Genomic DNA, 23,361 nt, shown 5'->3' with positions numbered 1-23,361 from the left:
GGGCTACCTCCGTTCACCGTAAATCAGAAAACAGTCAGTATCAGGCAGGATGCTTTCGCTGTCGAAGCGACCTTTAGCGCATGTTACAACACGTTGGCTTTGCGATATTCGCCGGGAGAAACGCCCATCCAGCGCCGAAAAGCCCGGGTAAAGCTGGCTGTATCCGTGTAGCCCAAATGGATGGCTAACTCGTCGAGTTTCATATCACTACCGCTGAGTATCTGCGTGGCCGTTTGTCGGCGCTCTTCATCAACCAGAGCCCGAAAACTGGCGCCTTCCTGCTCCAGTTTCCGCCGAAGGCTTCGGGATGACATAGCGAGCGCGCTGGCCACCTCATCAAGTGTTGCCACCAAACCAAGCGGGCCAAGAATTTGCTGCCGAACCAGCCCAGACAATCCACTGGTTTGCCGTTGTTCCAGCTGCAAACGGCACTGATCGTTCAGCATTCTCACCAATCTTGCATTGAACGTGGGCAACGGCTTATCGGCTGCAAGGCCCGCCACCATAATTGCGTTACGTTGGCTGTTATAGGCGGGGTTAACTCCAAGAACCTCTTCAATAAAACCAGAGTACGCAGGCTCAGGCCCTTCAAACTCAGCTTTACTGATTGCGAGGCCCGACAAACTCAGCTCCCGCACCAGATTCACACCCGTTGCCAGGTCACGCTCCAGCAAAAACTGGCGCACATGCGGGGGGATAGATGCCGGGTCTAAACCAATTCCAAAGAACCCATCTTCATCGAACGAATACAGCCGACAATAGGCAGTGCTTAGCGGCAGGTAACGGATGGCAGTTTTGGCTGCATCTCTGAGAGTGCGGCTGGTACTCAACGCAAAGCCCCAAATGCCAAACGTCGCCACGTTGTATTGCATCCCTAGCTTCAGGCCAAGCGCAGGCGTGTCTGGCAGCGCAAGAATCAGATTCTCGATCAAGCGCATTTCCTGATCGCGGGCAATGAGTGCCTCGCCATCCATCAAGGCCTCATCGGTAATGCCCGTGCCCTGCAGGCAGGTGTCCTTATCGACACCCAGGCTGGCGGCGAAGTTAATCATTACCTGGCTGATGACAATAGGATGAAGAATGGGGTCAGCGTTAATCATCAAGGTACTTTTATAGTTTGGGTTTGATCAGCATAACTGGCCACAAGGGCTTCCCGATTGGCCAGAGCTGCCCTGTGCGCAGGTTATGGAAGACATTACATTGAAAGCATATTCCCAACAAATATTAAAACGAGAGGAAAGCATGCCCCAGGATGTAAGCACAGCCAACCGCGAAGCCGTTGTTTTCGCAAAACACTACATGGGGCAATTCGGGTGGCCAACGGTCGCTTTAGTGGCGTTGGTGCTGGTTGGCTTTATCGGCAACCTGTTGTTTTTTGTATTCGGTCTGATGCCAGCCTGGGCCGCGACACTTATTCTTGCTGCGCTCACCTACATGGCCTACACCCCGGTGCATGAGGCCGTTCACGGAAACATTCATGGCAAGCATGACAAGCTGCGCTGGGTGAACGACCTGTGCGGTTATTTAATGGCTCCCCTGATTGCCATTCCCTACGCCTCACACCGGCTTGAACATTTTACCCATCACCGATACACCAACCAGCCAGACAAAGACCCTGATTATCTGATCAGCGGAATTGGCCGGGGCCCCATTGGAGCAATTCGCACGGTGTTACGATTTTTGTGGCTACAAAATACGTTTTTTGTAAGCGCCCACTGGAGCAAAGCCACGATTAAAGAACGCAGCGTGTATTGTGCAGAGATCGTCGTTTCCCTGGGTTGGCGCGTGGCCTTTCTTGCCCTGATCGATGTACCCGGCGCTGCTTGGGTGGTTCTTCTTGGGTATGTGATGGGTGGCTTTTTCACCGCCTACTGGTTCGCGTATCGGCCACACATCCCTTACAAATCTGCCGAGCGTTACCGCAACACCAACAGCCTGATAATGCCCACCTGGATGAAGCCATTAGAGTGGTTCTGGCTGGGCCAGAATCTGCACTCCATCCATCACCTTTTCCCCAGAGTTCCCTTCTATCACTACCACGCTCTGCATCGGGATATTGAACCTATCATTCGGCAACAGGGCACGCCGATACTGTGTATATTCACGCGTAAGCCCTTGGCGCCAAAGTAAGCTGGTGATCATAATCTGTATACTAGGTTCCAGGTTTCTTTATGGGCGGTTCGCATGTATCGGTTAGTGAGTAAATTGTTTAAGGCAAGCCGCGTGACAAAAGCACTCCGTATATTTTTCTTCTTACCAGTGGCTGCAGCACTGCTGGCTGGCTGTGAGTTTTACAAAAGCGGGAGTGTTGAATCAGAAAAAGAAGTTGCACCAATAGCCTGGTGGGAACCTCTGGAGCCGGATGTGACCATCAACGGCGACGAATTTTACGCAGGTACCTGCTCCATCACCCGAGTAACGCGAAGTGGCGGTGAGAAAGCGGCGGAAGTCATATTCAAAGTCCCATCCCGTCTGTTCACCCAGTGCACCAATAGTGGCCGCGGCAAGAAGGTACTCGATTACGACGGTGAGTATATTGTTTTAAGAGTTTGCGAGATCACCTACGGTGCAGGTGGCTGTGGAGGTGATAGCTACAGAAGTGCAGACTTTGAAAACTGGGAAGAACACATAGGCGTTACGTGGATTAATGGCGAAGAGTACGAAGCCTGGAGAAAGGTTGGCTCCAAATCTTCAAAAGCGGATTCGGTGAAAAAGGTGGTGAGGGAATAGCCGGCGCTTATAACTAACTGACTACCAAAAACAAAAAAAGCAATCCCACGATATTGATTGCTGAAGCCACCCTGCACCACTTATTCAATCGCTTTTTAAACGCCAAATAGAAGTTACTAAGAAAGATAAAAATCATCCCTGGAACGGTCACAAATATAAAGGCATACCCCTGTGCCAATCCATTGCCTGCGGGATCAGAACCCGTGAAGTCACTGAAAAGTGGGCTCAGGGTGATGAACCACGCAACCAACTGTAAGATCAGTATAAAACCAGCTACCGGATTTCGTTCAAGTTTTTCGTTGGACGTCATTTTAATATCTCAGTGAGAGGCTTTCTGGCATTCCATTTTTAATGTTATATCCGTTAATCGGCGTGTGTCAGCGCTTTTCGATAGATCCCAACGTTCCAACCCCGGTAGGTTGTTGAGAAATCAATCTTCAGCCCCACCTTCGCCGCTACCCGAACTGACGCTATATGGCGATGAGCGATAATCGCAATGACAGAATCCAAGCCACATTGCGAAAAGCCGTACGCGAGCGCTTCCGCGGCAGCCTCTGACGCCAAACCTTGGCCCCATGCATTTCGAGCGAGGCGATAACCAATCTCCACCTCCTGCACCCCGTTCAGGTCAACCGGACTCAAGCCGCAAAAACCAATGATCGCTCCCGAAGAACTGTCCACAACCCCCCACTGACCAAAGCCATGCTCTTTGTATGACACCAGACACCCGTCAATAAATTTTCGGGTGTCGTCATCAGTGCACGGCCCATTGGTCGAAAACTCCATTACTTCTGGATCGCCAAGAATTTCCCCAAGCACACCAGCGTCGTTGAAGGTCAACTCCCGAAGCACTAGTCTCGGCGTTTCTGCAATGAACATGCTAGTTCCTTGAAAACTATAAAGCCGCAGATAACGAATGTCGATCAAGACCAACTACTTAGTTGGCATCAGCGTAATTTCACGCACATCGCATCTAGGGTCGGCAGAAATAGCATACACAACCGCATCGGCTATATCGCTAGGGTCTAATTTGTCTGGCTTGGCTTCATCAAAAAAGGGCGTGTTGACCATGCCAGGGCAGATGGTGGTACAACGGCCGTTCCATTCAGCCATTTCGGCGGCTAGATTTTGGCCAAATCCGTAAGCAAACCACTTCGAGGCACCATACACAGAACCTTTCAAAGTGATCTTGCCTGCAATGGAGCTGGCAATAATAAAGTGCCCCTGGGTTTCTTTTAATGCGGGCAGGCTGGCTTTGGCGGTAAACAATAGCGCATTGATATTCACGTCCAGCATCGTTTTCCATTCGTCAGGATCACCGTTTTCGATGCCCGGAGCGTTAACGCCTGTGCCTGCATTAGCGAACACCACATCGAGTCTGCCGAATGTTTCTATGGCTTTGTCCACCACGTTTGTAATTTCGTTTAGCTTAGACACGTCTGCCGTTACCGCTAACACCCTGTCGTTGCCCCACCTTTCGACTATGTCGTTTAGCTTGGCGGTACTTCTCGCCGTAATAACGACTTTGTGCCCCGCCTCGATGAGTTTTTCAGCTGTGGCTGCGCCAATACCGCTAGAGGCACCTGTGATCAGTACGATTTTTTCATTTGTCATTGGTTTACTCCGTATTCAGTGATGTTACACCCCTGCCCGGCTCATTAATTCTTCAATCGATATGTTCTTGGGCTCAATCGAATTCGTCACCAATCGCCAGATATTTTCCCTTCCAAAGCTAGAGATAAGGTAATTACCCTTTGTGAGTCGCCATGGCTGGAGTGGTTATCTGTTATTCACCCGCGATCAAAGCCCGTCTTTTATCATTCCTTTGATTTTCTGTGCTTTTTCAAAATGGTCAAGCTCGTGCGTCTGGATCCACCATGTAGCTGCTTCCATTAACCGCTCTGGGTCATCATTTTTGTTGGCGAAAAATGCATAGAAAGAAAGGCCGACGGTGCTACCTTTAGCCGCTATTTTTTTGTCACACACTTCGACTATTTTGGCTCTCAGATCACTTCTCATTTTTTGGTTGTTTCCAAGCTCGTTTCACGTTTTCAGTCTCAAATTTAAAAACAGGTTAGTTCAGTATTACCGCGAGCTCCACGGAAATGCGTAGCTTCCTGATTTCGTGAATTCAACAATGCAGTATAAAACCCAGTGGTAGGCGCGCACATAGCTGTACAGCGCAGGCGGCACAAAGCCTTAGCCTCGCTTTCGGCGATCAAGCCTGGAAGTCTATCCAGTTCGTGCGGATTTCAAATGTAATGCGTATTAAACGTCTTGGAAAACTGACTTTATTTAATGGTGCTCCGGGCCGGAATCGAACCGGCACGACCGTGAGGTCGAGAGATTTTAAGTCTCTTGTGTCTACCAATTTCACCACCGGAGCATTCGGGGGGAAGTTTTGAGGACCGGAATTGTATAAGGCCATGGGCGATAACGCAATTCAAAACGCCCTCAGTCAGTTTTTCCCTCAGGCTACTGGCTTTCGGGCCATCCCTTTGTAGATATAACCAGCTATCTTCGGTGATTTCGGAATGTAGAGGTTTTCCAGTTCCTCAAGCTCAAACCCTGCATGGCGGATAAGATCTGCGATATGGCGGTTCAGGTGGCAGCCACCCGCCAGTTTTTTCCAGCTTGGGTTGATGCGGTTTTGCCATTTGCGGGTGCTGTCATCGGGTGATTCCCCATGCTCCAGGAACAGGAGCTCCCCACCGGGCTTTAACACGCGCTTCATCTGCAGCAGCGCCGCGTTCCAGTCGGGAATGGTGCACAGGGTGAAGGTAAGCAAAACGGTATCCACGCTGTTATCTTGCAGCGGTATTTGCTCCCCCGGCAGGCCCAGCCATTCAACATGAATGGGCGCGCGCTCCAGATTTGGCTGTGCTTTGCGGCGCATGCCTTCCGAAGGCTCCAGGCCGTACACCATTTCCACGGTATCCGGGTTGTAGAATTGCAGATTAATACCCGATCCCATGCCTACTTCCAATACACGGCCTTTTGCTCGCGGCACAATCTGGCTGCGCAGTTTCATCACCTGGCCTAAAGAGCAGGCTTTGTCGATAATATGCGGCAGGATGCGTTCTTCGTAAAAGCTCATGCTTTTCACCATACTTGTTTTTAATCAACGGGTGCGACAATCTGCCCTATCGGTTTAGCAGCCATATCCAGTAGCATGCTCTCTAACTGCCGGTAAAAACAATATTACAATTCAGGCTGTGGCAGCTGTGGAGTGAGTGCGCTGTGCTCGCTTATTGTGACGTTAACCTTTACCGGGGGTTCCTATGGAACTAGATCCTCTCATCCTATCGCGAATCCAGTTCGCTTTTGTCGTGTCATTTCACGCCATTTTTCCGGTGTTCACCATCGGTCTTGCTTCCTACATTGCCGTTCTTGAAGGGCTTGGTTACAAAACCAGGAACCCGGTATGGCTGAAGCTGTCTTCGTTCTGGACCACGGTATTTGCGGTGGTCTTCGGAATGGGTGTGGTATCCGGCATTGTTATGTCGTTCCAGTTTGGTACCAACTGGAGCAATTTCTCCCAGGCGTCTGCCAACTTCCTTGGGCCCATGCTCAGCTATGAGGTTATTACGGCCTTCTTCCTTGAAGCAGCGTTTCTTGGGGTGTTGCTCTTTGGGCGCGATCGCGTTCCGCCCGGTGCGCACCTGTTTGCGGCGATAATGGTGGCCACAGGCACCTTCATATCGTCGTTCTGGATTCTGTCAGCTAACAGCTGGATGCAAACACCTGCCGGAACCGAGCTGCGAGATGGCATCTTCTACGTTACTTCCTGGAGCGAGGCGATATTTAACCCCTCCTTCCAGTTCCGCTTTGCCCATAAGGTTATCGCCTCGTTCCTGACTGGCGGCTTCGTTGTGGCCGGTGTCAGCGCATGGTATCTGCTGAAAGGCCGTGAGGTGGAAGCAAACCGCAAGGCCTTGTCTATGTGCCTTTGGTTACTGTTGATTCTTGCGCCTGCGCAGTTGGTGGTTGGCGATTTCCACGGGCTGAACACCCTTGAGCACCAGCCAACTAAAGTGGCTGCAATGGAAGGCAACTGGGAAACCTCACGCAATGTTCCGCTGTTGTTGTTCGCAATTCCTGATCAGGAAAACCAGACCAACCATTTCGAATTTGGCGTGCCCGGGCTTGCCAGCCTGATTCTTACCCACGATTGGGACGGTGAAATTCCCGGCCTTAAAGACGTTCCGGTAGCGGAGCAGCCGCCGGTTGCCATCGTATTCTGGTCGTTCCGGATTATGGTTGGGCTGGGAATGTTGATGATTCTCTTCGCCCTTACTGGTCTCGTTCTGCGTTCCGGCGGTCGTTATTGGCGCTCACCCTGGTTCCTTCAGGGTATGCGGTTCATGAGCGTTGCGCCGTTTATTGCCGTTCTCACGGGCTGGTTTGTAACCGAGTTTGGGCGGGCTCCATGGCTGATCTATGGAATGATGACTCAGGCTGAGTCCGTCACCCCTTCCCTCACCGGTGGTATGGCACTGTTTACTCTGATTGGTTACGTGGTTGTGTACGCCCTGGTGTTCACTGCCGGCGTCTATTACCTCATGCGGGTTCTGTACGAGGGCATGGAAAGCAATCAGCACGAGCCAGACATTCAGTCTGAGCGCCCCAAACGGCCTATGTCAGCTGCACACACGTCGTTTGAGCTCCATGACTCCAAAGAACAGCCGTCCAAACAGGGAGGACACTGATTATGGAACTGCTTGATTTGGCACTCGTATGGGCATTTATCATCGGTTTTGGCGTAATCATGTACGTGTTGATGGACGGCTTCGATCTGGGTGTGGGAATACTCTTCCCCTTCGCCCCGACTGAGCAGGATCGCGACGTGATGATGAACTCGGTTGCTCCAGTATGGGATGGTAACGAAACCTGGCTGGTACTCGGTGGTGCCGGGTTGCTGGGTGCATTCCCGCTGGTTTACAGCATATTGCTGCCGGCATTGTACATTGGCGTATTCCTGATGCTGGCAGGCCTGATTTTCCGGGGCATTGCCTTTGAGTTCCGTTTCAAAGCGCGTACCTCCCGTTATCTGTGGAACTGGGCCTTTGCCGGTGGCTCAACTGTGGCTGCATTCGCTCAAGGCGTTGTTGTCGGCACCTACATTCAGGGCTACGAAACCGCCAATGGCGTGTTCACTGGCGGTGCGTTTGATTGGCTGACCCCATTCACTGTACTGACTGGCCTTGGCCTACTTGCAGGCTATGCCCTATTGGGCTCCACATGGTTGATTATGAAAACCGAAGGCCGGTTGCAGGAATGGGCGTATAAAATCACCTTGCCCCTTTTAGCTGCTGTACTTGTGGTGTTTGGCATTATCAGTGTGTGGACACCGTTTATTGACGATATGGTTCGCGACCGCTGGTTCAGTAACTTGACCATTATCTGGGTTCTGCCTGCACTGACATTGCTGTGCGCTTTCCAGATTTTCCGGTCGGTTCGCAACCGGTTTGAAGGCATGCCGTTTGTGGCTACTATGGGGCTGTTCATAACGGCTTATCTGGGCCTGATTGTCAGCCGCTGGCCGTATCTGGTTCCACCCAACTACACCCTGTGGGATGCAGCCTCGGCTTACGATTCACAGCTTTTCCTATTGATCGGCTTGCTGATAGTCATTCCGTTTGTGCTGACCTACACGGCGTGGACCTATTGGGTATTCCGCGGCAAGGTACGTGCTGGGGAGGGTTACCACTAAGTGACAATGCAGGCTCTTGACCAGCGCGCAGTGCGGCGCTGGCTTTCAGGGCTTACAAGTGGCAACCGGCGCTGGATTCAGGGCACGGTTGCCGCAGGTACCCTGGCCGGCGTCGCAACCATCGTGCAGATGGTTTTTCTGGCACGCATTGTTCACCTTGGTGTTATCGAACATGCGCCAGCCTCTGAGCTGGCGCCCTATTTTCTAGGCCTTGTTCTGGCAATTGCTTTTCGATCTGTAGCCCAGGGTGTGCAAACTCACCTTGCGGCACGATGCAGCGAACAGGTGCGGCGTACTGCACGGCGCCAAATTCACCAACACTGGTGCAACGTCGGACCACTCGAATTGGGGCAAACCTCTGCGGGTAGCCTGGCAAGAGAGTGGATTGACCACGTTGATGCACTGCACGGGTATTTCGCCCGTTTTCTTCCCCAGATGACGCTTTCCCTGATTGTTCCATTATTGATTCTGGTGCTGGTGTTCTATCTCGACTGGCTTGCCGGGATTTTTCTGCTTCTGTCAGCCCCACTGATCCCATTCTTCATGGCACTGGTGGGTATGGGCGCGGAGAAGCTTAACCAGCAGCATTTTGAGACTGTGAGCCGTTTGTCTGGCCAGTTTCTGGATAAAGTGCGCGGCATAACCACTCTGCAGCTGTTCGGGCAAACCGAAAGCGCTGCACAAGTGATTCAACAGCGTTCGGATCAGTACCGCAAAATCACTCTGAAAACTTTGCGCGTTGCCTTTTTATCCTCAGCCGTTCTCGAATTCTTCGCGTCTGTCGCCATCGCAGTTATTGCAATTTATATCGGTTTTGGCCTTCTGGGTTACATAACCTATGGGCCGTCTTCGGATTTAACGCTGTTCTCCGGGCTGTTGATTCTGTTGCTGGCGCCGGAGTTCTTTCAGCCGTTGCGCATACTCTCTCAGCACTACCACGATCGGGCCGCTGCGCTTGGGGCTGGTGCCGAGATTCTTGCCCGGTTGAATGAAGACGAACCGGTTTTTTCTTCGTCGAGCGAGGAAACAGAAAGCCTCAAAGCTACGCCCCCAGCCCCCGAGCCTGTTAGAGGCAACGAGACCATCGAGCTGAACGCCGTGTCACTGGCTTTTCGAGCAGACCATAAGGTTCTCAGGGACGTATCGCTGGTGATCGGTAAAGGTGATGTGATTGCCCTTACCGGACCCTCTGGAGGCGGTAAATCCACGCTTCTGAATCTTCTTGCCGGTTTTTTGGTGCCAGACAGCGGCGATATTCACCTGTTTGGCATGCCAGCAGGTAGTTTTGCCTTTGGCTGGCTGGGCCAGAGCGGATTTCTTGTGCACGGCACCTGGGCGGATAACCTTCGGCTAACCAGTCCGGATGCTTCTGATGTGGCTATCGAGACTGCATTGAGAAACGTTGGCCTTGGCCCTTTATTGGACAGCCGGGAAGACGGCATTTTCAGCCAAGTGTCGGAAGACGGCCAAGGCTTGTCTGGTGGTCAGGCCCGTCGTTTGAGCCTGGCACGAATTTTTGTGGCGGATTACGACGTAATTCTTCTGGATGAGCCAACTGCTGGCCTCGACAGCGACAGTGAGATGTTTGTTCTTGAGGCGCTTCACAAGCTTGCTCTGGCAGGCAAGACACTGATCTTTTCCACCCATCATCAGGCGCTGCTGGCTCTCGCCAATCGGGTGTTACTGGTGTCTGGCGGGGAGGTTAAAGATGTCTGAACTGAAGCCCTGGCTAACATTGATATATCAGCGCCCCGGCAGGCTCTTCGTGGGTGCCCTTCTGATGCTGGCCGCCCTGCTTTCCGGGCTTGGTCTGCTGGCGCTTTCCGGCTGGTTTATCACTGAAACTGCATTGGTGGGCGTTCTTCTCGCGGCCAGCTTACCGGCCACTATCAATCTGTATGTGCCAGGTGGTGGCATCCGGTTTTTTGCAGTATCCCGCACGGTTTCCCGTTACGTGGAGCGGCTCTATAACCATGACACCGTACTGCTACTGCTCACGGACATTCGCGTCGCCCTGTTCCGAAAGCTTGCCGCCGCCGGACAAGGCCAGAGGCGGGAACTGACTGGTGCCCAGTGGTTATCGCGACTCACCAGCGATGTGGATGCTCTCGACACCCTGTACCTGCGCCTGATTGCACCAACGGCTTTGGCTGCGTTTGTAGCGCTACTGCTTTTTGGACTGGCTTGGACACTGTTTGATGTCAGGATCGCCGCTGGCGTCGCCCTGATACTCGGCATCGCCTTTCTAGTGGCCACAATCGGTGTTTACGCAAGAACAGCCAGGATTGCAGCTCGGCAGAGTGATCAGCAGGAATCTCTTCGCATGGCGGTTGTAGAGCATCTGGAAGGTTTTGCAGAGCTTACTGCAGCTGGCCGCGTAGGCAAACACGGCGCCTGGCTTATGCGCCAGGCGCACCAAACGGCCACGGAGCAGGTGAAAGCCGACTCCCGCACCGGCTGGCATCTGGCAGGCTCCAACTTGCTGATTAATCTTTCTGCAGTATTCGCACTCTGGGCAGGCTTTGAGTTGTTCCGCGCTGGCGCTATTTCCGGGCCAGTTCTGGTTCTGTTGCCTATTGCCCTGCTCGGCCTCGCAGAAGTTTACAGCATGCTGCCGGAAGCCTTTGGCAAGCTGGGCGCTACCCAGGCCTCTGCTGCACGCTTGAACCGGGACTGCAGGAGTAAAGACATCGAGCATGTGCCGAATACCATTGAGCTACCTGAAGGCACCGCTCTGCTGGCCAAAGATCTCACCGTAAAGCATCCCGAACATGCACCGCTTTTTACCCACTTTGATTTGCAGGTAGCAACCGGCGAGCGAGTGGGTATTCTTGGCCATTCAGGTAGTGGCAAGTCATCCCTTGCGGATACGTTCTCCGGGCTTCTGGCTCCTTCACATGGCGCTAGCTCCGGCCTTCCATGTGCGTATCTCACTCAAAAAACCGTGTTGTTTGAAGATACGTTGCGGGCAAACCTGTTACTGGGCGCTCCGGATACAAGCGATGCACAGCTTTGGAGAGTTCTTGAGATGGTGGACCTTGCAGAGAGGTTCGGTTCGGAACCAGATCAACTTGATACATGGTTGGGTAGTTCCGGAAGCCGGCTTTCAGGAGGTGAGGCACGTCGCGTTGCGCTTGCCCGAGTGTTGTTGAGCCCTGCCCCCTTGCTGATATTGGACGAGCCGTTTACCGGGGTTGATGCACCCACGCGAGAAAAGATCACCAAGCAAATGGATGTCTGGCTGGACGGACGAACTGTAATCAGCTTGGCACACGGGGCGGAAGCCCTTCCGGGCACCGACCGTGTGATTTATCTAGGCGTTTAAACCCCTGCGTTTAGCGGGTTTCAACTACCTCAAACGTAAGCCCTGCTTTGCTCGTCAAACGGCCCAGCAGGTTGTCGCTGAGTATCGATGCAGGTGTCCAGAAGCCACCCTGCTTATCTGCAGGAACATCGAATGCCAGGCACATGCCGGCTTCGCCCAGCATTTTACCGGTAGAACCGTAGCCCGGGTCAGCATCGCCCGTCACCTTGGTGATCATGGTTTTGCCATCCGGGGTGCGCCCTACAAATCGCAAATCGTAGAATCCTGCCTTTTGAGCTTCGGGGCTCGGGCCTTCGCCAGGCTGAGGCACGAACTTCTCGACCAACCAACGGGTTGGTTTAAGAGCTGATGCCGTCAGGAAGCCCATCAGAGCGGCAGTAACGCCGTAAGCCGCGAAACGGCCTTTGGTGCCAGTGCCCGTCATTATGGCTTCATCGTAGGTGAACTCTTTGCCATAGCGGGCGTCTTGCAGGGCATTGGAGCGGTGCACAATACGGGTATTGATCGCACCCATAACAAATGGTGCCAGCCACACATTGAATGTTTTATCGAATTCCGCGCCTTTCAGAGCCGGCTGACGCACCTTTGAGCGATGCTCCGGTGGGCTGATAGAGAAAGGATTGGCAATTTCTTTACGCAGCTGTGAGTCGGAAGCAGCTTCTTTGGCTACGTTGATAATAGAAGCGACCGTACCGCCGGATACCCCGCCTTTAGCTACTTTCACGCGCATACGCACGTCCTGGCATGGCTGGCCAAAGGTTTTTTCTGCCTGCTGTTGCAGGAACCAAACGCCCATATCAGAAGGAATGGAATCAAACCCGCAGCAATGCACAATGCGCGCGCCAGATGCCTTTGCCTGATCTTCATATCGGTCAACCATCCGGCGAATCCACTGAACTTCACCCGTCAGATCGCAGTAATCGGTGCCGGTCTCTACGCAGGCTTTTACCAAGGGCTCACCAAATAAGGCGTATGGGCCAACGGTAGAGATAATCACCCGGGTTTGCTCACACATGGCCTTCAAGGCTGCGTCGTCGGTGGAGTCTGCAAGTATCACCGGAAGTTCAGCGGCACCAGCACCCAAACCTGATTTGAGGGTATCAAGCTTGGATTCTGAGCGACCGGCGATGGCCCATTTAACCTCGCCAGCAACGCCATAGGAGTCATACAGGTATTGCGTGAGTATCTGGCCAACAAAGCTGGTCGCACCGAACACAACCAGGTCGTATGTGGTTTCTGCTGATTTGGTCATTGCCTGTCCTTTTTATGAAGTTTTTTGCTGAAGTTTTATGTATTTTCAAGGCTATTTACAGCGAGTTTCAATAGTTGGATCTTAACAGCTTTGGGCTACTGTTCTAACTTCGCAGGAAGCGCTTTGGCGACGTCGTCACGGCCAATCGCACGGCTAGGTCTATAGGGCACACTGCTGAACATAATAGATACACCCTTGGAGTCTCGAATTGGCTAACTTCCTCCTGATACTTTGTTTGATTCTTACTATATTCAGTGGAGTTCTTTGCTGGCAATTTATGGAACAGCGAAAAATTCTGGCCCGTCTGATAGCCGAGACTTCGGGAAGCAACCCAGCGGCTAATCTTCAAAACGAGCCGGATTTGATCCTGACGCTTAAAGTACTCAACCCGATTGCTGTGGCAAAACGTGAATCGCGTTCTGCGCGGGTACTCGCCGATAAACTCCCTGTTATGGTACGCAAAATGGTTTACCAGGGTGTTATGAAGGAACTGGAGCAAGAGATGATGGAGCGTGAAATCGAGGTGGAGCTGAATATTGAATACCGCTAGGAGTATCGCACAGTGACTGCCAAGCTAGCCTTGGCATTGCTTTTATTGATCATTGCCTCGGGCGCACTTGGCTATGGATTCGTGCAAGCCAGGCGTTCCAGAGTTCTCATGCGCAAGTTAAATTCATACAACATTGCCATCAACAGCGCTGTTCAAAAACGCCGTCTCGATCTCTATGAGGTACGTAACCGGGCAAAACTGTTGGAAAACACAGTATCTGGTGGTACGAGTGCGGTGGAAAAGGTGCACAAAGCAATCGCTAACACTACTTTTGGCCTGGTTGAGCGCCTCTCAAAAGACGACGAAACCCGCGAAAGTGCTGTGAAAGCCCGAAAAACCCACGATCAGACCAGCAAGCAGGTTTATCATGCGGTCCGCACTACGAATAAGGCCATTCATTTACTTGCCGACTCCCTTTTTATCACTAAAGCTGAGAAGCGGGTGATGTTAAAAAGGAATACTCCTGAGCAGAAAAAGAGCGACCAATAGGGCGCAAGGCAGATCAGCTCTTTTTGAAGCGTTTTACGGTGGCCTCTACAGTAACCGTAAGTGACTCAAGCTCTGCCGCACGCGCGAGACCCTCCGCTCCAGCTCGATACAAGTGTGGCGTCATCGCCAACAAATCAGAAATTGCCTGCTTACCCGGAAGGCTAAGGTTGAAGCGCACTGCAGAAGTATCCACCATTGTGAAACCCTCAGGGGCATCACTCGGCGACTGCCGGGGCTCTTTCAATTCAGAATATATGATTTCCCGCAGCTCTATGAGGTGGTCTGGCCCTGAGTCTACCTGCACTATCTCCCCGCCTGGCCTGAGCACTCGGGCAAACTCCTTGTAAACCGGAAAGCCGAACAAGCACAGTATGCAATCCAGCGTTTCAGGCAGCACAGGCAGATTAGCGTTACTGCCAACGACCCATTCGGGCGCTTTGTCCTGTTTGGCCGCAGATAATATGGCCCACTTGGAGATATCCAGCCCCAGCAGCGCGAGGCGTGCGGTATCTGGCATTTTCCCTGCCAGATACCGCATGTAGTACCCTTCCCCACAGCCCGCATCCATACAAGCGATAGCCGCATCACTGTAATTTTCATGGAACACTGCCCGATAAACTGCTTCAGCAATGGGCTCATAAAATCCCGCGGCCAGAAATCTCTGGCGCGCCGCAACCATCTCCTTGTTGTCTCCGGGATCTTTGGAGCGTTTATTCTGAACTGGCAGCAAGTGGACGTATCCCTGGCGCGCAATATCAAAACTATGGCCAGCACTACACTGCCGACTGCTCCCGTTTAACTGCAGCGCAGATCCGTCGATTGGGCAAGCAAGAGCTTCAAATGGGGTGATGGTCATTCAGAGATATCCGCATCGGAAAAGATAACGAGTACAGGGTTACAGTTTATGATTATCCAACAAAAAAGACACCCGGAGGTGTCTTTTTTGTTTACTGACAGAGGGTTATAGAACCTTCTTCAGCTCTTCCTCAAGTTGCGGCACTGCTTCAAACAGATCCGCTACCAGGCCGTAATCGGCAACCTGGAAGATAGGTGCTTCTTCATCCTTGTTGATCGCAACGATCACTTTGGAATCAGACATACCTGCCAAGTGCTGGATAGCACCGGAGATACCAACAGCGATGTACAGCTGTGGCGCAACAATCTTACCGGTCTGGCCTACCTGCATGTCGTTCGGCACGAAGCCGGCGTCGACTGCTGCACGGGAAGCACCCATGCCGGCGCCCAGAAGATCAGCAACCTGCTCCAGCATCTTGAAGTTGTCGCCATTCTGCATGCCACGACCACCGGAGATAACGATACCGGCACTGGCCAGATCAGGGCGATCGGACTTGGCTTTTTCTTCACCAACAAAGGAAGACAGGCCTGCGTCTTTAACAACGTCGAGCTGCTCAACAGAAGCAGAACCACCTTCAGCCGCTACCGGATCAAAACCAGTCGGGCGCACGGTGATTACCTTGATGCTATCGCTGGCCTTAACCGTTGCGATGGCGTTGCCGGCGTAGATCGGACGAACGAAGGTGTCTTCAGACTCAACGCGAATGATGTCAGATACCTGGGCAACGTCCAGCAGCGCAGCAACGCGGGGCATGAAGTCTTTGCCTGTGGTACCGGCAGAAGTCAGGATGTGGCTGTAGCCCTTACCCACTTCTGCAACCAGCTCGCCCAGGTTCTCACCCAGGAAGTGACCGTATGCTGCGTTGTCGGCAACCAGTACCTTTGCAACGCCTTCCGCCTTGGCGGCAGCTTCTGCAACCGCGCCACAGTTTTCGCCGGCAACCAGTACGTCAATGTCACCACCGATGGCCTTGGCAGCCGCTACAACGCTCAGAGTCGCCTGCTTCAGGCTGCTGTTGTCGTGTTCAGCAATTACAAGGATGCTCATTTAGATCACCTTCGCTTCGTTCTTCAGTTTATCGACCAGCTCGGCTACGTCTGCCACTTTAATACCTGCTGAACGGGCAGCCGGTGCTTCCACTTTCAACGTGGTCAGGCGCGCTGCAATCTCAACACCCAGATCCGCCGGGCTCGTCACATCGAGTGGCTTCTTCTTGGCTTTCATGATGTTTGGCAGGGACGCGTAACGCGGCTCGTTCAAACGCAGGTCGGTGGTTACAACCGCAGGGAGGCTCAGGGAAAGGGTCATCAGACCACCGTCTACCTCACGGGTAACATTGACTTTTTCGCCATCAACAACCACTTCAGACGCGAAGGTGCCCTGGCCCATGCCAGTCAGCGCAGCCAGCATCTGGCCGGTCTGGTTGTTATCAGAATCGATGGACTGCTTGCCGAGAATAACCAGTTTTGGCTCTTCTTTCTCAACCACGGCCTTCAGCAATTTGGCGGCGTCGAGGGACTGGACGTCCTCATCGGCTTCAATGTGGATGCCACGGTCAGCGCCCAGCGCCAAAGCAGTACGAATCTGCTCCTGACAGGCCTTGGGGCCAATGGAAACCACGACAATTTCGTTTGCAATGCCCTTTTCCTTCAGACGAACCGCTTCTTCAACAGCGATTTCGCAGAATGGGTTCATTGCCATTTTGACGTTGGCGAGATCAACACCAGTGTTATCCGGCTTGACGCGTACCTTTACGTTGTAGTCGATTACTCGTTTTACAGCGACCAGAACCTTCATAGATTCCTCGTTCTTCTACGATGGGTTAATGACTCTCAACCAAAAAATACTCTTAGACAAGCCCTGAATGGGCGGGTGACAGAGCATTCTCGATTGCTGCGTCTCGGCAAGATACCGTTAAACTGGTATACAGACCGAACGTTACAAACAGCGGCCTCGCACTGGGGCCATCCGTCACGGCGGACTAATACTGAAGGCAAAGATTAAACGGGTCAATAGTCCAGTTAGACGCGCCACAGATGTTTTCTGAGCCAATTAACCGATACAGCACCTGCTGATAAGGGCAGAAACACACGCACCGGGCGGCTCAGCGCACTGTTTTACAGTACGAATCTACAATGCCAAACCTTTGGCTAAAATTCAAACAAACGTTTGTTTGAATCCTCAAATACGTTATCCTTTAAGCTTATAAAGGCTGAGTATTCGCCTGTGGGTAGTCGTCTGGGCAAACATTTACCGGTATGATGGCGCCCCAGAATTTTAAAAAAGCCTACGGGCATACAAAATCCATTAAAAGATGTTTGAGGAGACCAACGTGGAACGCGAATCGATGGAATTTGATGTTCTTATCGTCGGCGGCGGCCCTGCTGGCTTGTCGGCAGCTTGCCGAGTTATGCAGCTGGCACAAGAGTCTGGCGAAGAACTGACGGTGTGCGTAGTAGAGAAAGGTTCCGAGATCGGCGCGCACATTCTGGCCGGTACCGTATTTGAACCCACCGCCCTCAATGAACTCTTTCCCGATTGGAAAGAGAAAGGCGCCCCACTGAACACTCCGGTTACCCGTGACGATATTTTCCTGCTGAAGAACCAGGACAAGGGAACCAAGATACCAAACGCTTTCGTACCGAAGAACATGCACAACCACGGCAACTATATTATCAGCCTTGGTAACCTGTGCCGCTGGCTTGGTGAACAGGCGGAAGCCTTGGGCGTAGAAGTTTACCCGGGGTTTGCTGCAGCTGAGACGATTGTAGAAGACGGCCAGGTTAAAGGCATCATTACCGGTGACATGGGCGTTGCAGCCGATGGCTCGGAAAAAGACGGCTACATGCCGGGCATGGAACTGCGCGCCAAGTACACACTGTTTACCGAAGGCTGTCGTGGGCACCTGGGCAAGCGTCTGATTAAAGATTTCAATCTCGACGAAGGCAAAGACCCCCAGCATTACGGCATCGGTATTAAAGAGCTGTGGGACATTGACCCTGCCAAACATGAGCCAGGCCTTGTTGTTCACACAACCGGTTGGCCTCTGACAGAGACCGGCTCTACTGGCGGCTCCTTCCTTTATCACCTTGAGAACGGCCAGGTCTACGTTGGGTTGATTGCTGATCTTTCCTACAGCAACCCACACATGAGCCCGTTTGAAGAATTCCAACGCCTCAAGCTCCACCCTGAATTCCGAAAGTACCTGGACGGCGGCAAGCGGGTATCCTATGGCGCCCGGGCCCTGAGCAAGGGTGGATACAATGCTCTGCCCAAGATGAGCTTCCCCGGCGGCCTGATACTGGGTTGCGATGCGGGCACCCTGAACAGCTCCAAGATTAAAGGGTCTCACACTGCTATGAAATCAGGCCTTTTGGGCGCTGAAGCAGTATTTGAAGCACTTAAGAGTGGCCAGACTGGTGAGGAAATTACCAGCTTTGCAGACCGTTTTGAAAAGAGCTGGCTGTATAAAGAGTTGTACGATGAGCGCAACTTTGGTCCAGCGATGCATAAGTTCGGCAACTTCATTGGTGGAGCAGTTGCATTCTTCGAGCAGAACATTCTGCGTAGAAGCCTGCCGTTCACACTGCGTGACTTGACGCCCGACTACGCCACAATGAAACCTGCGGCTGAGTGCAAAAAGATCAACTATCCCAAACCGGATAACAAGCTGACCTTTGATCGCCTGACGTCGGTGTTTATTTCCAATACCAACCACGCGGAAAACCAGCCGGTTCACCTGAAGCTGACCGACCCTGACATCCCCATTAACCACAACCTGCCGAAGTACGATGAGCCTGCTCAGCGCTACTGCCCTGCAGGGGTTTACGAAGTGGTTGAAAAGGACGACGGCAGCGGAATGCGCTTCCAGATCAACGCTCAGAACTGTGTTCACTGCAAGACCTGTGATATCAAGGACCCTGCACAGAACATTACTTGGGTAACGCCCGAAGGCGGCGGTGGTCCAAACTACCCCAACATGTAAGTTGGCGTGGTAGCCTAAAGCATCGATTTACCCGATGCTTTGAAAGAACGGAGTTGCGGTTGAATCCGCAGCTCCGTTTTTTTATTCTCGCTTTATAGGCGCACAAAAAAAGGGCTCCCTTGGGAGCCCTCTTCAGAACCGGCACTTACACTCTTAGTGAGCGTGACCGTGTTCCTGTTCTTCTTCAGTGGCGTCACGCGCTTCGATGATTTCAACATCAAAGTGCAGAGTCTCACCAGCAAGCGGGTGGTTCGCGTCGATGGTGACGGTTTCTTCGCTTACTTCCACAACACGTACAACCTGGGGGCCGCCTGGGGTCTGAGCCTGGAACTGCATACCTGGCTCGATGGTGTCGACACCTTCAAACGCGGTACGTGGAACTGGCTGAACCAGCTCTTCGTTGATTTCGCCGTAGCCTTCAGCAGGCTCAACAGAAACTTTAACCTGGTCGCCTGCGCTCTTCTCGTTCAGTGCGCTTTCCAGCCCACCGATGATGTTTTGTGCACCTTCCAGATAAGACAGAGGCTCGCGACCTTCGCCACGGGAGGAGTCCAGCTCTTCTCCCTGGTTGTTGGTAAGCGTGTAGTGGATGGTAACAACGCGAGGTTGGGCCATGTGATCTCCTTGAGTGTCGCAATGACTGTTTGATTGATTAAGGGCAATCGAAAGTAATCATGAACAGCCAGACTGAACAGAGGGACTAACGACCACCGGGCCTCGTTTGAGAGCCAGGCTCGTAACAAGAGTGAAAACACAGTTTAACAAGTGACAGAGTGCGTTTTCCACCGTCATTTCTGGGGGCGCCCCCAGACTTTTCAACCGCCCTGCCCGATTTTGTAGAAATTTCCGTGACTGAATACGCCCAATACCGGCTTTCCGTCGATGGTTTGTTCCACAACATACTCTGCCAAATCGTAGTAAGCCGCAGTTACAAGGCGGGCGTCGACACCATGGCGTATGCGCACTATGGGCCGGGGTTGATCCGACGCCTCATAGCTGCCGACTTCGAGGGGATGGTCCACGCCAACTTCAATAGTTTCGCCCACGTTGGTGATTAACTTAATGATCTGTTGCTCGCCGCTTCCCTCAACGGTAAGAGAGTGAGCAAGCAAAGGCGTATCCTCAACCTGAATCCGCCACTTCTCTACAGGCGTTACCAGGTAGTAGTGCCCGTCTTCCTCACGGCGGAGTATGGCTGAAAACAATTTCACGATAGCTTCCCGGCCGATTGGGTCGCCCTTGTGAATCCATAGGCCATCACGGCTAATCCGCAGATCCATGTCTCCGGAAAGTTCCGGGTGCCATTTATGCAACGGTGGATGGCTGAGATTTTTTCCGGCTTTTTGCACCTGTTCAACAAGATTGTCCGGGCTCTGGCTCATATCTCAGCTCCGTTAATCGGTAATTTACAACCCACGCTGCCACTCGGCCCTGAGCGGCACTGCGCCCGGGCTTGTGATGGCAAGGTTAACCTGATCCAACAATTTCTGCTTGTCCCGCCCCAGGGCTCCTTTAAGGACCAGATAATTTGAGGCGTGGTCGCTTCTGAATATGGTTTTATCGAGTTCAAGGTGTTCAAGAAAGGTTTTAATCTCCTCAAACAGCGCTTGCTGGGAAAGCGGTACAAAATCCGCACCAAACCCTTCACGGAAACGTTCTTCTCCCTGGGGAAAGCTGACCACCAGAGTAGAGAGGTAATCGGGCTGGGTTTCGTTGCACAGGGTTGCCGTATTGATGGCATGTTGGCGGGAAAGGGTTTCGCCACCTAAACCATTCAGCACCATTACAGAACTGGTTAGCCCCGCTTCACGAATTTTCACCAAGGCAGAGCGCGTTGATTCCCAGGTTTCCCCTTTATTGATGCGCCGCAAGACCTCGTCGTCCCCGGATTCCATTCCAACGTAGAGAATCTTTAGCCCGGCTTCCCGCAGCTGTTTGAGTTCTTCCACAGTCTTCTTGGCGAGGTTTCTGGGTAGGCAGTAGCTGGACACTCGCTGCAATTCCGGGAACGCCGCATTCAACTCCCCCAGTATCTCCAGCAATCGCCGGGTGGGCAGCACCATGGCGTCACCATCCGCCAGAAACACCCGCTTTACTCCGCCCAAGCTGTTGGCTGCATTTTCAATATCCTTGCGGACATCCTCCGGCTTGCGGGCGCGGAATTTTTTCTGTGGCTGAGTGTACATTTCACAGAAGGTGCATTTATTCCAGGAGCAGCCGTTGGTTACCGGCAGAATCAGCGATTTTGCTTCGCTGGGTGGCCGGAAAACGGGCTCAACATAATCAATAGGAAAGCTGTACATAGTATGTACTCAAACAAAAGAAGTGACCCTGATCCTAATTTAATCAGGGCAAAAACTGGGTTTTCAAGTCGGCGCAGCCAGGGCCTACAACGGGCATATCAAGGACCACTGCTTGCGAGGTCATAAAGGGAATGCCCCGGCGATGCCCATCAATAAGCAATGTAGACAAGGCTCCCACCAAAGGCATATGCGATACCAGCATTAACGGTGAGTGCTTGTTTTCAAGCAGAGCATTCAGACAAACCCCAGGGTCGTCATCCGGTGTGATGAAATCTTTCTCTTCCACAGGGCAGTTCAGAATCTCTGAAACAATGGCCGCTGTTTGCCGTGCACGTATGTAGGGGCTGCTCCAGATTACTTCTGGGCGCCAAGGCGACGAGGCGATCTGCGTCGCGCACTGCGCAACCTGCTTGCGGCCAATTTCGGTGAGCGTTCGTTCCTGATCAAGCGAGTGCCAACCAGCCTCGCCATGACGCATAATGAGCAGATGCACAGTTAACCTCCAATAGTGGCTCCCGTATTACTCTTTATTCTGCGACTGTCCTGGGCAGTATGAACTCCACGTCGGAGTTCTGCACAGACATCATCAGCTTGTTGATTACGGCACTGATGGGCGCGTCTCCGTACAAAATCTCAAAAAGCCCGCGAACCAAGGGCATGTAGATCCCTAGCTCTTCAGCCTTTTCTTTCACCAGTTCCAGCGTGTAGATGCCTTCCGCTACCTGGCCCAGTTCGGCCACAGCATCATCCAGCTTCTTACCCTGGCCTACAGCATGGCCAACCCGGTAATTTCGGCTTTTTGAAGAAGTGCAGGTGGCAATCAGATCGCCTACGCCCGCAAGCCCCATAAAGGTCATCGGGTTGGCTCCAAGGCTGACAGCAAAGCGGCTCATTTCGGCAAGCCCGCGGGTAATCAGCATGGCCTTGGCGTTTTCACCCATATTCAAGGCGGAGGCTAAACCGGAAACAATGGCGTAGATATTCTTGAGCGCGCCTGCTAGTTCTACGCCGTAGATGTCCACGTTGGCGTACACACGGAAGTACTCACATCCGAGAAGATCCTGAACCCTGCTTCTTACCTGGGGATCTTTGGCTGCAATCACCGTGGCGGTAAGCTCCCGGTTTGCAATTTCGCTCGCCAGGTTCGGGCCACTTAGAACCCCAATGCGACAGTGAGGGATTTCTTCTTGGAGAATTTCGCTCATGAGCTTGAAGCCATTGGCTTCTATGCCCTTGGTCAGGCTTACAACGATCTGCCCTTGAGGAAAGTTGCCACTGTTTTCTTTGATTACGGCACGGAATGCCTTGCTGGGGATGGCGACAAATACGATTTCCGCTTTGTTTACAGCGCTGGCCAGGTCCGTGGTCGGCTGTATATCGCCTTTGATAACGACATCTGGCATATAACGGCTGTTAATGCCGGTTGTGCGTATTTCTTCGGCCTGGGCCTCATCACGCATCCAGAAGTGCACCCGGTGGCCATTCTCACCAAGTACTTTTGCCAGGGCAGAGCCAAAGCTGCCTCCTCCGAGAACCGCTACATCGTGCACCGGCTCTTCGGCCCCATTTTTTAGAGGCTCGTTTTTTTCGGGCATAGTTAATCCGTCTGTTTTGAATCAGGTTCGAATCTGTTGGGGCCCTGATGAGGCAAACACAGCATTTCAGCCGGGTTCTTCGCACTCCAGAGCGCGAACAAGATTCTTGAACTCTTCCCGGTTTTGGCTGTTCAGCCCCATAAGAACCTTATGAGCAGCCAGTACCCTGTCACGCACGTCCTGTTCGCTCGCTCTCAGTACAGGTATTTCTTCGAGTTCTTCGATGCGGGAGGCAGGCTCACGGACGATAATGAAGATCTTATCAAAGCCCATGGAGGTGATAATACGGGTAATGTCGGGGTTGGTCGTAATAAGCGTAGGTAAGAACTGGCTTTGCTTTTGGGCTGCCATCGCAATTTTGGCGAGGAGGCCGAGGGTAGTGCTGTCAATAATTTCGGTTTCCGTGAGATCAATAACCACGGTTTTAAAATGCGGATCCAGGGTAATGGAATCAACCAGATTGTCCAGCGTGCAACAAAGGTTCAGCCGGATTTCTCCAATAAACTTAAGGACATAAATGCCCTGTTTTTCAGCCTGTAGGATCTTGTAACCAGCCATGTCTC

The 23,361-nt window shown here is 52.5% G+C and carries 25 protein-coding genes and 1 tRNA gene; 9 read left to right on the top strand and 17 right to left on the bottom strand.

Annotated features, from left to right (window positions below; genetic code table 11):
* Window positions 1–83: 83 nt before the first annotated feature.
* Window positions 84–1,100: an AraC family transcriptional regulator gene (locus AADB16_RS11130; RefSeq protein ID WP_410803294.1), complete on the bottom strand. Its 1,017-nt coding sequence runs from the start codon at window positions 1,098–1,100 to the stop codon at window positions 84–86.
* A gap of 142 nt (window positions 1,101–1,242) precedes the next feature.
* On the opposite strand from AADB16_RS11130, the gene AADB16_RS11125 reads away from it, so the two are divergent.
* Together AADB16_RS11125 and AADB16_RS11120 are read left to right on the top strand one after the other, a co-directional pair.
* Window positions 1,243–2,130 (top strand): fatty acid desaturase family protein, encoded by an 888-nt coding sequence (locus tag AADB16_RS11125; RefSeq protein ID WP_410803292.1) that lies wholly within the window; start codon window positions 1,243–1,245, stop codon window positions 2,128–2,130.
* 93 nt (window positions 2,131–2,223) lie between these two features.
* Window positions 2,224–2,730, top strand: coding sequence for a hypothetical protein (locus AADB16_RS11120; RefSeq protein WP_410803290.1), 507 nt, complete (start codon window positions 2,224–2,226; stop codon window positions 2,728–2,730).
* Window positions 2,731–2,743: 13 nt separating this feature from the next.
* Here AADB16_RS11120 and AADB16_RS11115 read toward each other — a convergent pair whose 3' ends face one another.
* From AADB16_RS11115 to AADB16_RS11090, 6 genes are all read right to left on the bottom strand, one after another.
* Window positions 2,744–3,040 carry a hypothetical protein gene (locus AADB16_RS11115; protein WP_309044555.1) on the bottom strand — a complete coding sequence of 99 codons (297 nt, stop codon included), beginning with the start codon at window positions 3,038–3,040 and terminating at the stop codon, window positions 2,744–2,746.
* Window positions 3,041–3,093: 53 nt separating this feature from the next.
* Window positions 3,094–3,609 carry a GNAT family N-acetyltransferase gene (locus AADB16_RS11110; protein ID WP_410803288.1) on the bottom strand — a complete coding sequence of 172 codons (516 nt, stop codon included), beginning with the start codon at window positions 3,607–3,609 and terminating at the stop codon, window positions 3,094–3,096.
* Window positions 3,610–3,663: 54 nt separating this feature from the next.
* Window positions 3,664–4,344 (bottom strand): SDR family oxidoreductase, encoded by a 681-nt coding sequence (locus AADB16_RS11105; protein ID WP_410803286.1) that lies wholly within the window; start codon window positions 4,342–4,344, stop codon window positions 3,664–3,666.
* Window positions 4,345–4,530: 186 nt separating this feature from the next.
* On the bottom strand, window positions 4,531–4,749 hold the full coding sequence (locus tag AADB16_RS11100; protein WP_410803284.1) for a DUF6500 family protein: 219 nt from the start codon (window positions 4,747–4,749) through the stop codon (window positions 4,531–4,533).
* Window positions 4,750–5,029: 280 nt separating this feature from the next.
* A tRNA-Leu gene (locus AADB16_RS11095) sits at window positions 5,030–5,116 on the bottom strand.
* A gap of 84 nt (window positions 5,117–5,200) precedes the next feature.
* Window positions 5,201–5,827 (bottom strand): class I SAM-dependent methyltransferase, encoded by a 627-nt coding sequence (locus tag AADB16_RS11090; RefSeq protein WP_298447137.1) that lies wholly within the window; start codon window positions 5,825–5,827, stop codon window positions 5,201–5,203.
* A gap of 184 nt (window positions 5,828–6,011) precedes the next feature.
* Between AADB16_RS11090 and AADB16_RS11085 the strand changes: the two genes are divergently transcribed.
* The 4 genes from AADB16_RS11085 to cydC are packed head-to-tail and all read left to right on the top strand — an operon-like array spanning window position 6,012 to window position 11,768.
* Window positions 6,012–7,439 carry a cytochrome ubiquinol oxidase subunit I gene (locus AADB16_RS11085; RefSeq protein ID WP_410803282.1) on the top strand — a complete coding sequence of 476 codons (1,428 nt, stop codon included), beginning with the start codon at window positions 6,012–6,014 and terminating at the stop codon, window positions 7,437–7,439.
* A gap of 2 nt (window positions 7,440–7,441) precedes the next feature.
* The gene (gene cydB / locus AADB16_RS11080; RefSeq protein WP_309044564.1) at window positions 7,442–8,443 is read left to right on the top strand and encodes a cytochrome d ubiquinol oxidase subunit II; all 1,002 of its coding nucleotides are present in this window, start codon (window positions 7,442–7,444) and stop codon (window positions 8,441–8,443) included.
* Window positions 8,444–8,449: 6 nt separating this feature from the next.
* Complete coding sequence (cydD, locus tag AADB16_RS11075) at window positions 8,450–10,159, top strand: thiol reductant ABC exporter subunit CydD (protein WP_410803644.1); 1,710 nt, start codon at window positions 8,450–8,452, stop codon at window positions 10,157–10,159.
* Complete coding sequence (gene cydC / locus AADB16_RS11070; RefSeq protein ID WP_410803279.1) at window positions 10,152–11,768, top strand: thiol reductant ABC exporter subunit CydC; 1,617 nt, start codon at window positions 10,152–10,154, stop codon at window positions 11,766–11,768. The genes cydD and cydC overlap by 8 nt, the downstream gene beginning before the upstream one ends.
* A gap of 10 nt (window positions 11,769–11,778) precedes the next feature.
* Here the strand turns inward: cydC and AADB16_RS11065 are convergent, their stop codons facing one another.
* The gene (locus AADB16_RS11065) at window positions 11,779–13,020 is read right to left on the bottom strand and encodes a saccharopine dehydrogenase family protein (protein ID WP_410803277.1); all 1,242 of its coding nucleotides are present in this window, start codon (window positions 13,018–13,020) and stop codon (window positions 11,779–11,781) included.
* A gap of 277 nt (window positions 13,021–13,297) precedes the next feature.
* Between AADB16_RS11065 and AADB16_RS11060 the strand changes: the two genes are divergently transcribed.
* Together AADB16_RS11060 and AADB16_RS11055 are read left to right on the top strand one after the other, a co-directional pair.
* A complete protein-coding gene (locus AADB16_RS11060) occupies window positions 13,298–13,570 on the top strand; it encodes a hypothetical protein (RefSeq protein WP_410803275.1) in 273 nt (90 codons plus the stop codon).
* Window positions 13,571–13,582: 12 nt separating this feature from the next.
* Window positions 13,583–14,059 (top strand): hypothetical protein, encoded by a 477-nt coding sequence (locus tag AADB16_RS11055; protein ID WP_410803273.1) that lies wholly within the window; start codon window positions 13,583–13,585, stop codon window positions 14,057–14,059.
* 13 nt (window positions 14,060–14,072) lie between these two features.
* Here the strand turns inward: AADB16_RS11055 and AADB16_RS11050 are convergent, their stop codons facing one another.
* The 3 genes from AADB16_RS11050 to AADB16_RS11040 form a co-directional block, all read right to left on the bottom strand.
* The gene (locus tag AADB16_RS11050; RefSeq protein ID WP_410803271.1) at window positions 14,073–14,915 is read right to left on the bottom strand and encodes a putative RNA methyltransferase; all 843 of its coding nucleotides are present in this window, start codon (window positions 14,913–14,915) and stop codon (window positions 14,073–14,075) included.
* 105 nt (window positions 14,916–15,020) lie between these two features.
* The gene (locus tag AADB16_RS11045) at window positions 15,021–15,962 is read right to left on the bottom strand and encodes an electron transfer flavoprotein subunit alpha/FixB family protein (RefSeq protein ID WP_410803269.1); all 942 of its coding nucleotides are present in this window, start codon (window positions 15,960–15,962) and stop codon (window positions 15,021–15,023) included.
* A complete protein-coding gene (locus tag AADB16_RS11040) occupies window positions 15,963–16,712 on the bottom strand; it encodes an electron transfer flavoprotein subunit beta/FixA family protein (RefSeq protein ID WP_410803267.1) in 750 nt (249 codons plus the stop codon).
* A gap of 535 nt (window positions 16,713–17,247) precedes the next feature.
* On the opposite strand from AADB16_RS11040, the gene AADB16_RS11035 reads away from it, so the two are divergent.
* The gene (locus AADB16_RS11035; protein WP_298447150.1) at window positions 17,248–18,900 is read left to right on the top strand and encodes an electron transfer flavoprotein-ubiquinone oxidoreductase; all 1,653 of its coding nucleotides are present in this window, start codon (window positions 17,248–17,250) and stop codon (window positions 18,898–18,900) included.
* Window positions 18,901–19,053: 153 nt separating this feature from the next.
* Here AADB16_RS11035 and AADB16_RS11030 read toward each other — a convergent pair whose 3' ends face one another.
* The 6 genes from AADB16_RS11030 to AADB16_RS11005 all read right to left on the bottom strand — a co-directional run bounded on the left by AADB16_RS11030 (window position 19,054) and on the right by AADB16_RS11005 (window position 23,356).
* Window positions 19,054–19,515, bottom strand: coding sequence for an FKBP-type peptidyl-prolyl cis-trans isomerase (locus AADB16_RS11030; RefSeq protein WP_410803265.1), 462 nt, complete (start codon window positions 19,513–19,515; stop codon window positions 19,054–19,056).
* Window positions 19,516–19,715: 200 nt separating this feature from the next.
* Window positions 19,716–20,282 (bottom strand): DUF1285 domain-containing protein, encoded by a 567-nt coding sequence (locus tag AADB16_RS11025; RefSeq protein ID WP_410803264.1) that lies wholly within the window; start codon window positions 20,280–20,282, stop codon window positions 19,716–19,718.
* A 24-nt stretch (window positions 20,283–20,306) separates the two neighbouring features.
* On the bottom strand, window positions 20,307–21,203 hold the full coding sequence (locus AADB16_RS11020) for a radical SAM protein (RefSeq protein ID WP_410803262.1): 897 nt from the start codon (window positions 21,201–21,203) through the stop codon (window positions 20,307–20,309).
* Window positions 21,204–21,246: 43 nt separating this feature from the next.
* Window positions 21,247–21,696, bottom strand: a complete 450-nt coding sequence (gene sixA / locus AADB16_RS11015) for a phosphohistidine phosphatase SixA (RefSeq protein WP_298447158.1) — start codon at window positions 21,694–21,696, stop codon at window positions 21,247–21,249.
* 34 nt (window positions 21,697–21,730) lie between these two features.
* A complete protein-coding gene (locus tag AADB16_RS11010; protein ID WP_309043464.1) occupies window positions 21,731–22,798 on the bottom strand; it encodes an NAD(P)H-dependent glycerol-3-phosphate dehydrogenase in 1,068 nt (355 codons plus the stop codon).
* Between the two features lie 66 nt (window positions 22,799–22,864).
* The gene (locus tag AADB16_RS11005) at window positions 22,865–23,356 is read right to left on the bottom strand and encodes an STAS domain-containing protein (RefSeq protein WP_309043463.1); all 492 of its coding nucleotides are present in this window, start codon (window positions 23,354–23,356) and stop codon (window positions 22,865–22,867) included.
* Between the last annotated feature and the right edge of the window lie 5 nt (window positions 23,357–23,361).

This window comes from Marinobacter sp. KMM 10035 (genome assembly GCF_046537445.1).
Classification (GTDB): Bacteria; Pseudomonadota; Gammaproteobacteria; order Pseudomonadales; family Oleiphilaceae; genus Marinobacter; species Marinobacter sediminicola.
This window is presented reverse-complemented; position numbering and strand designations above follow the sequence as displayed.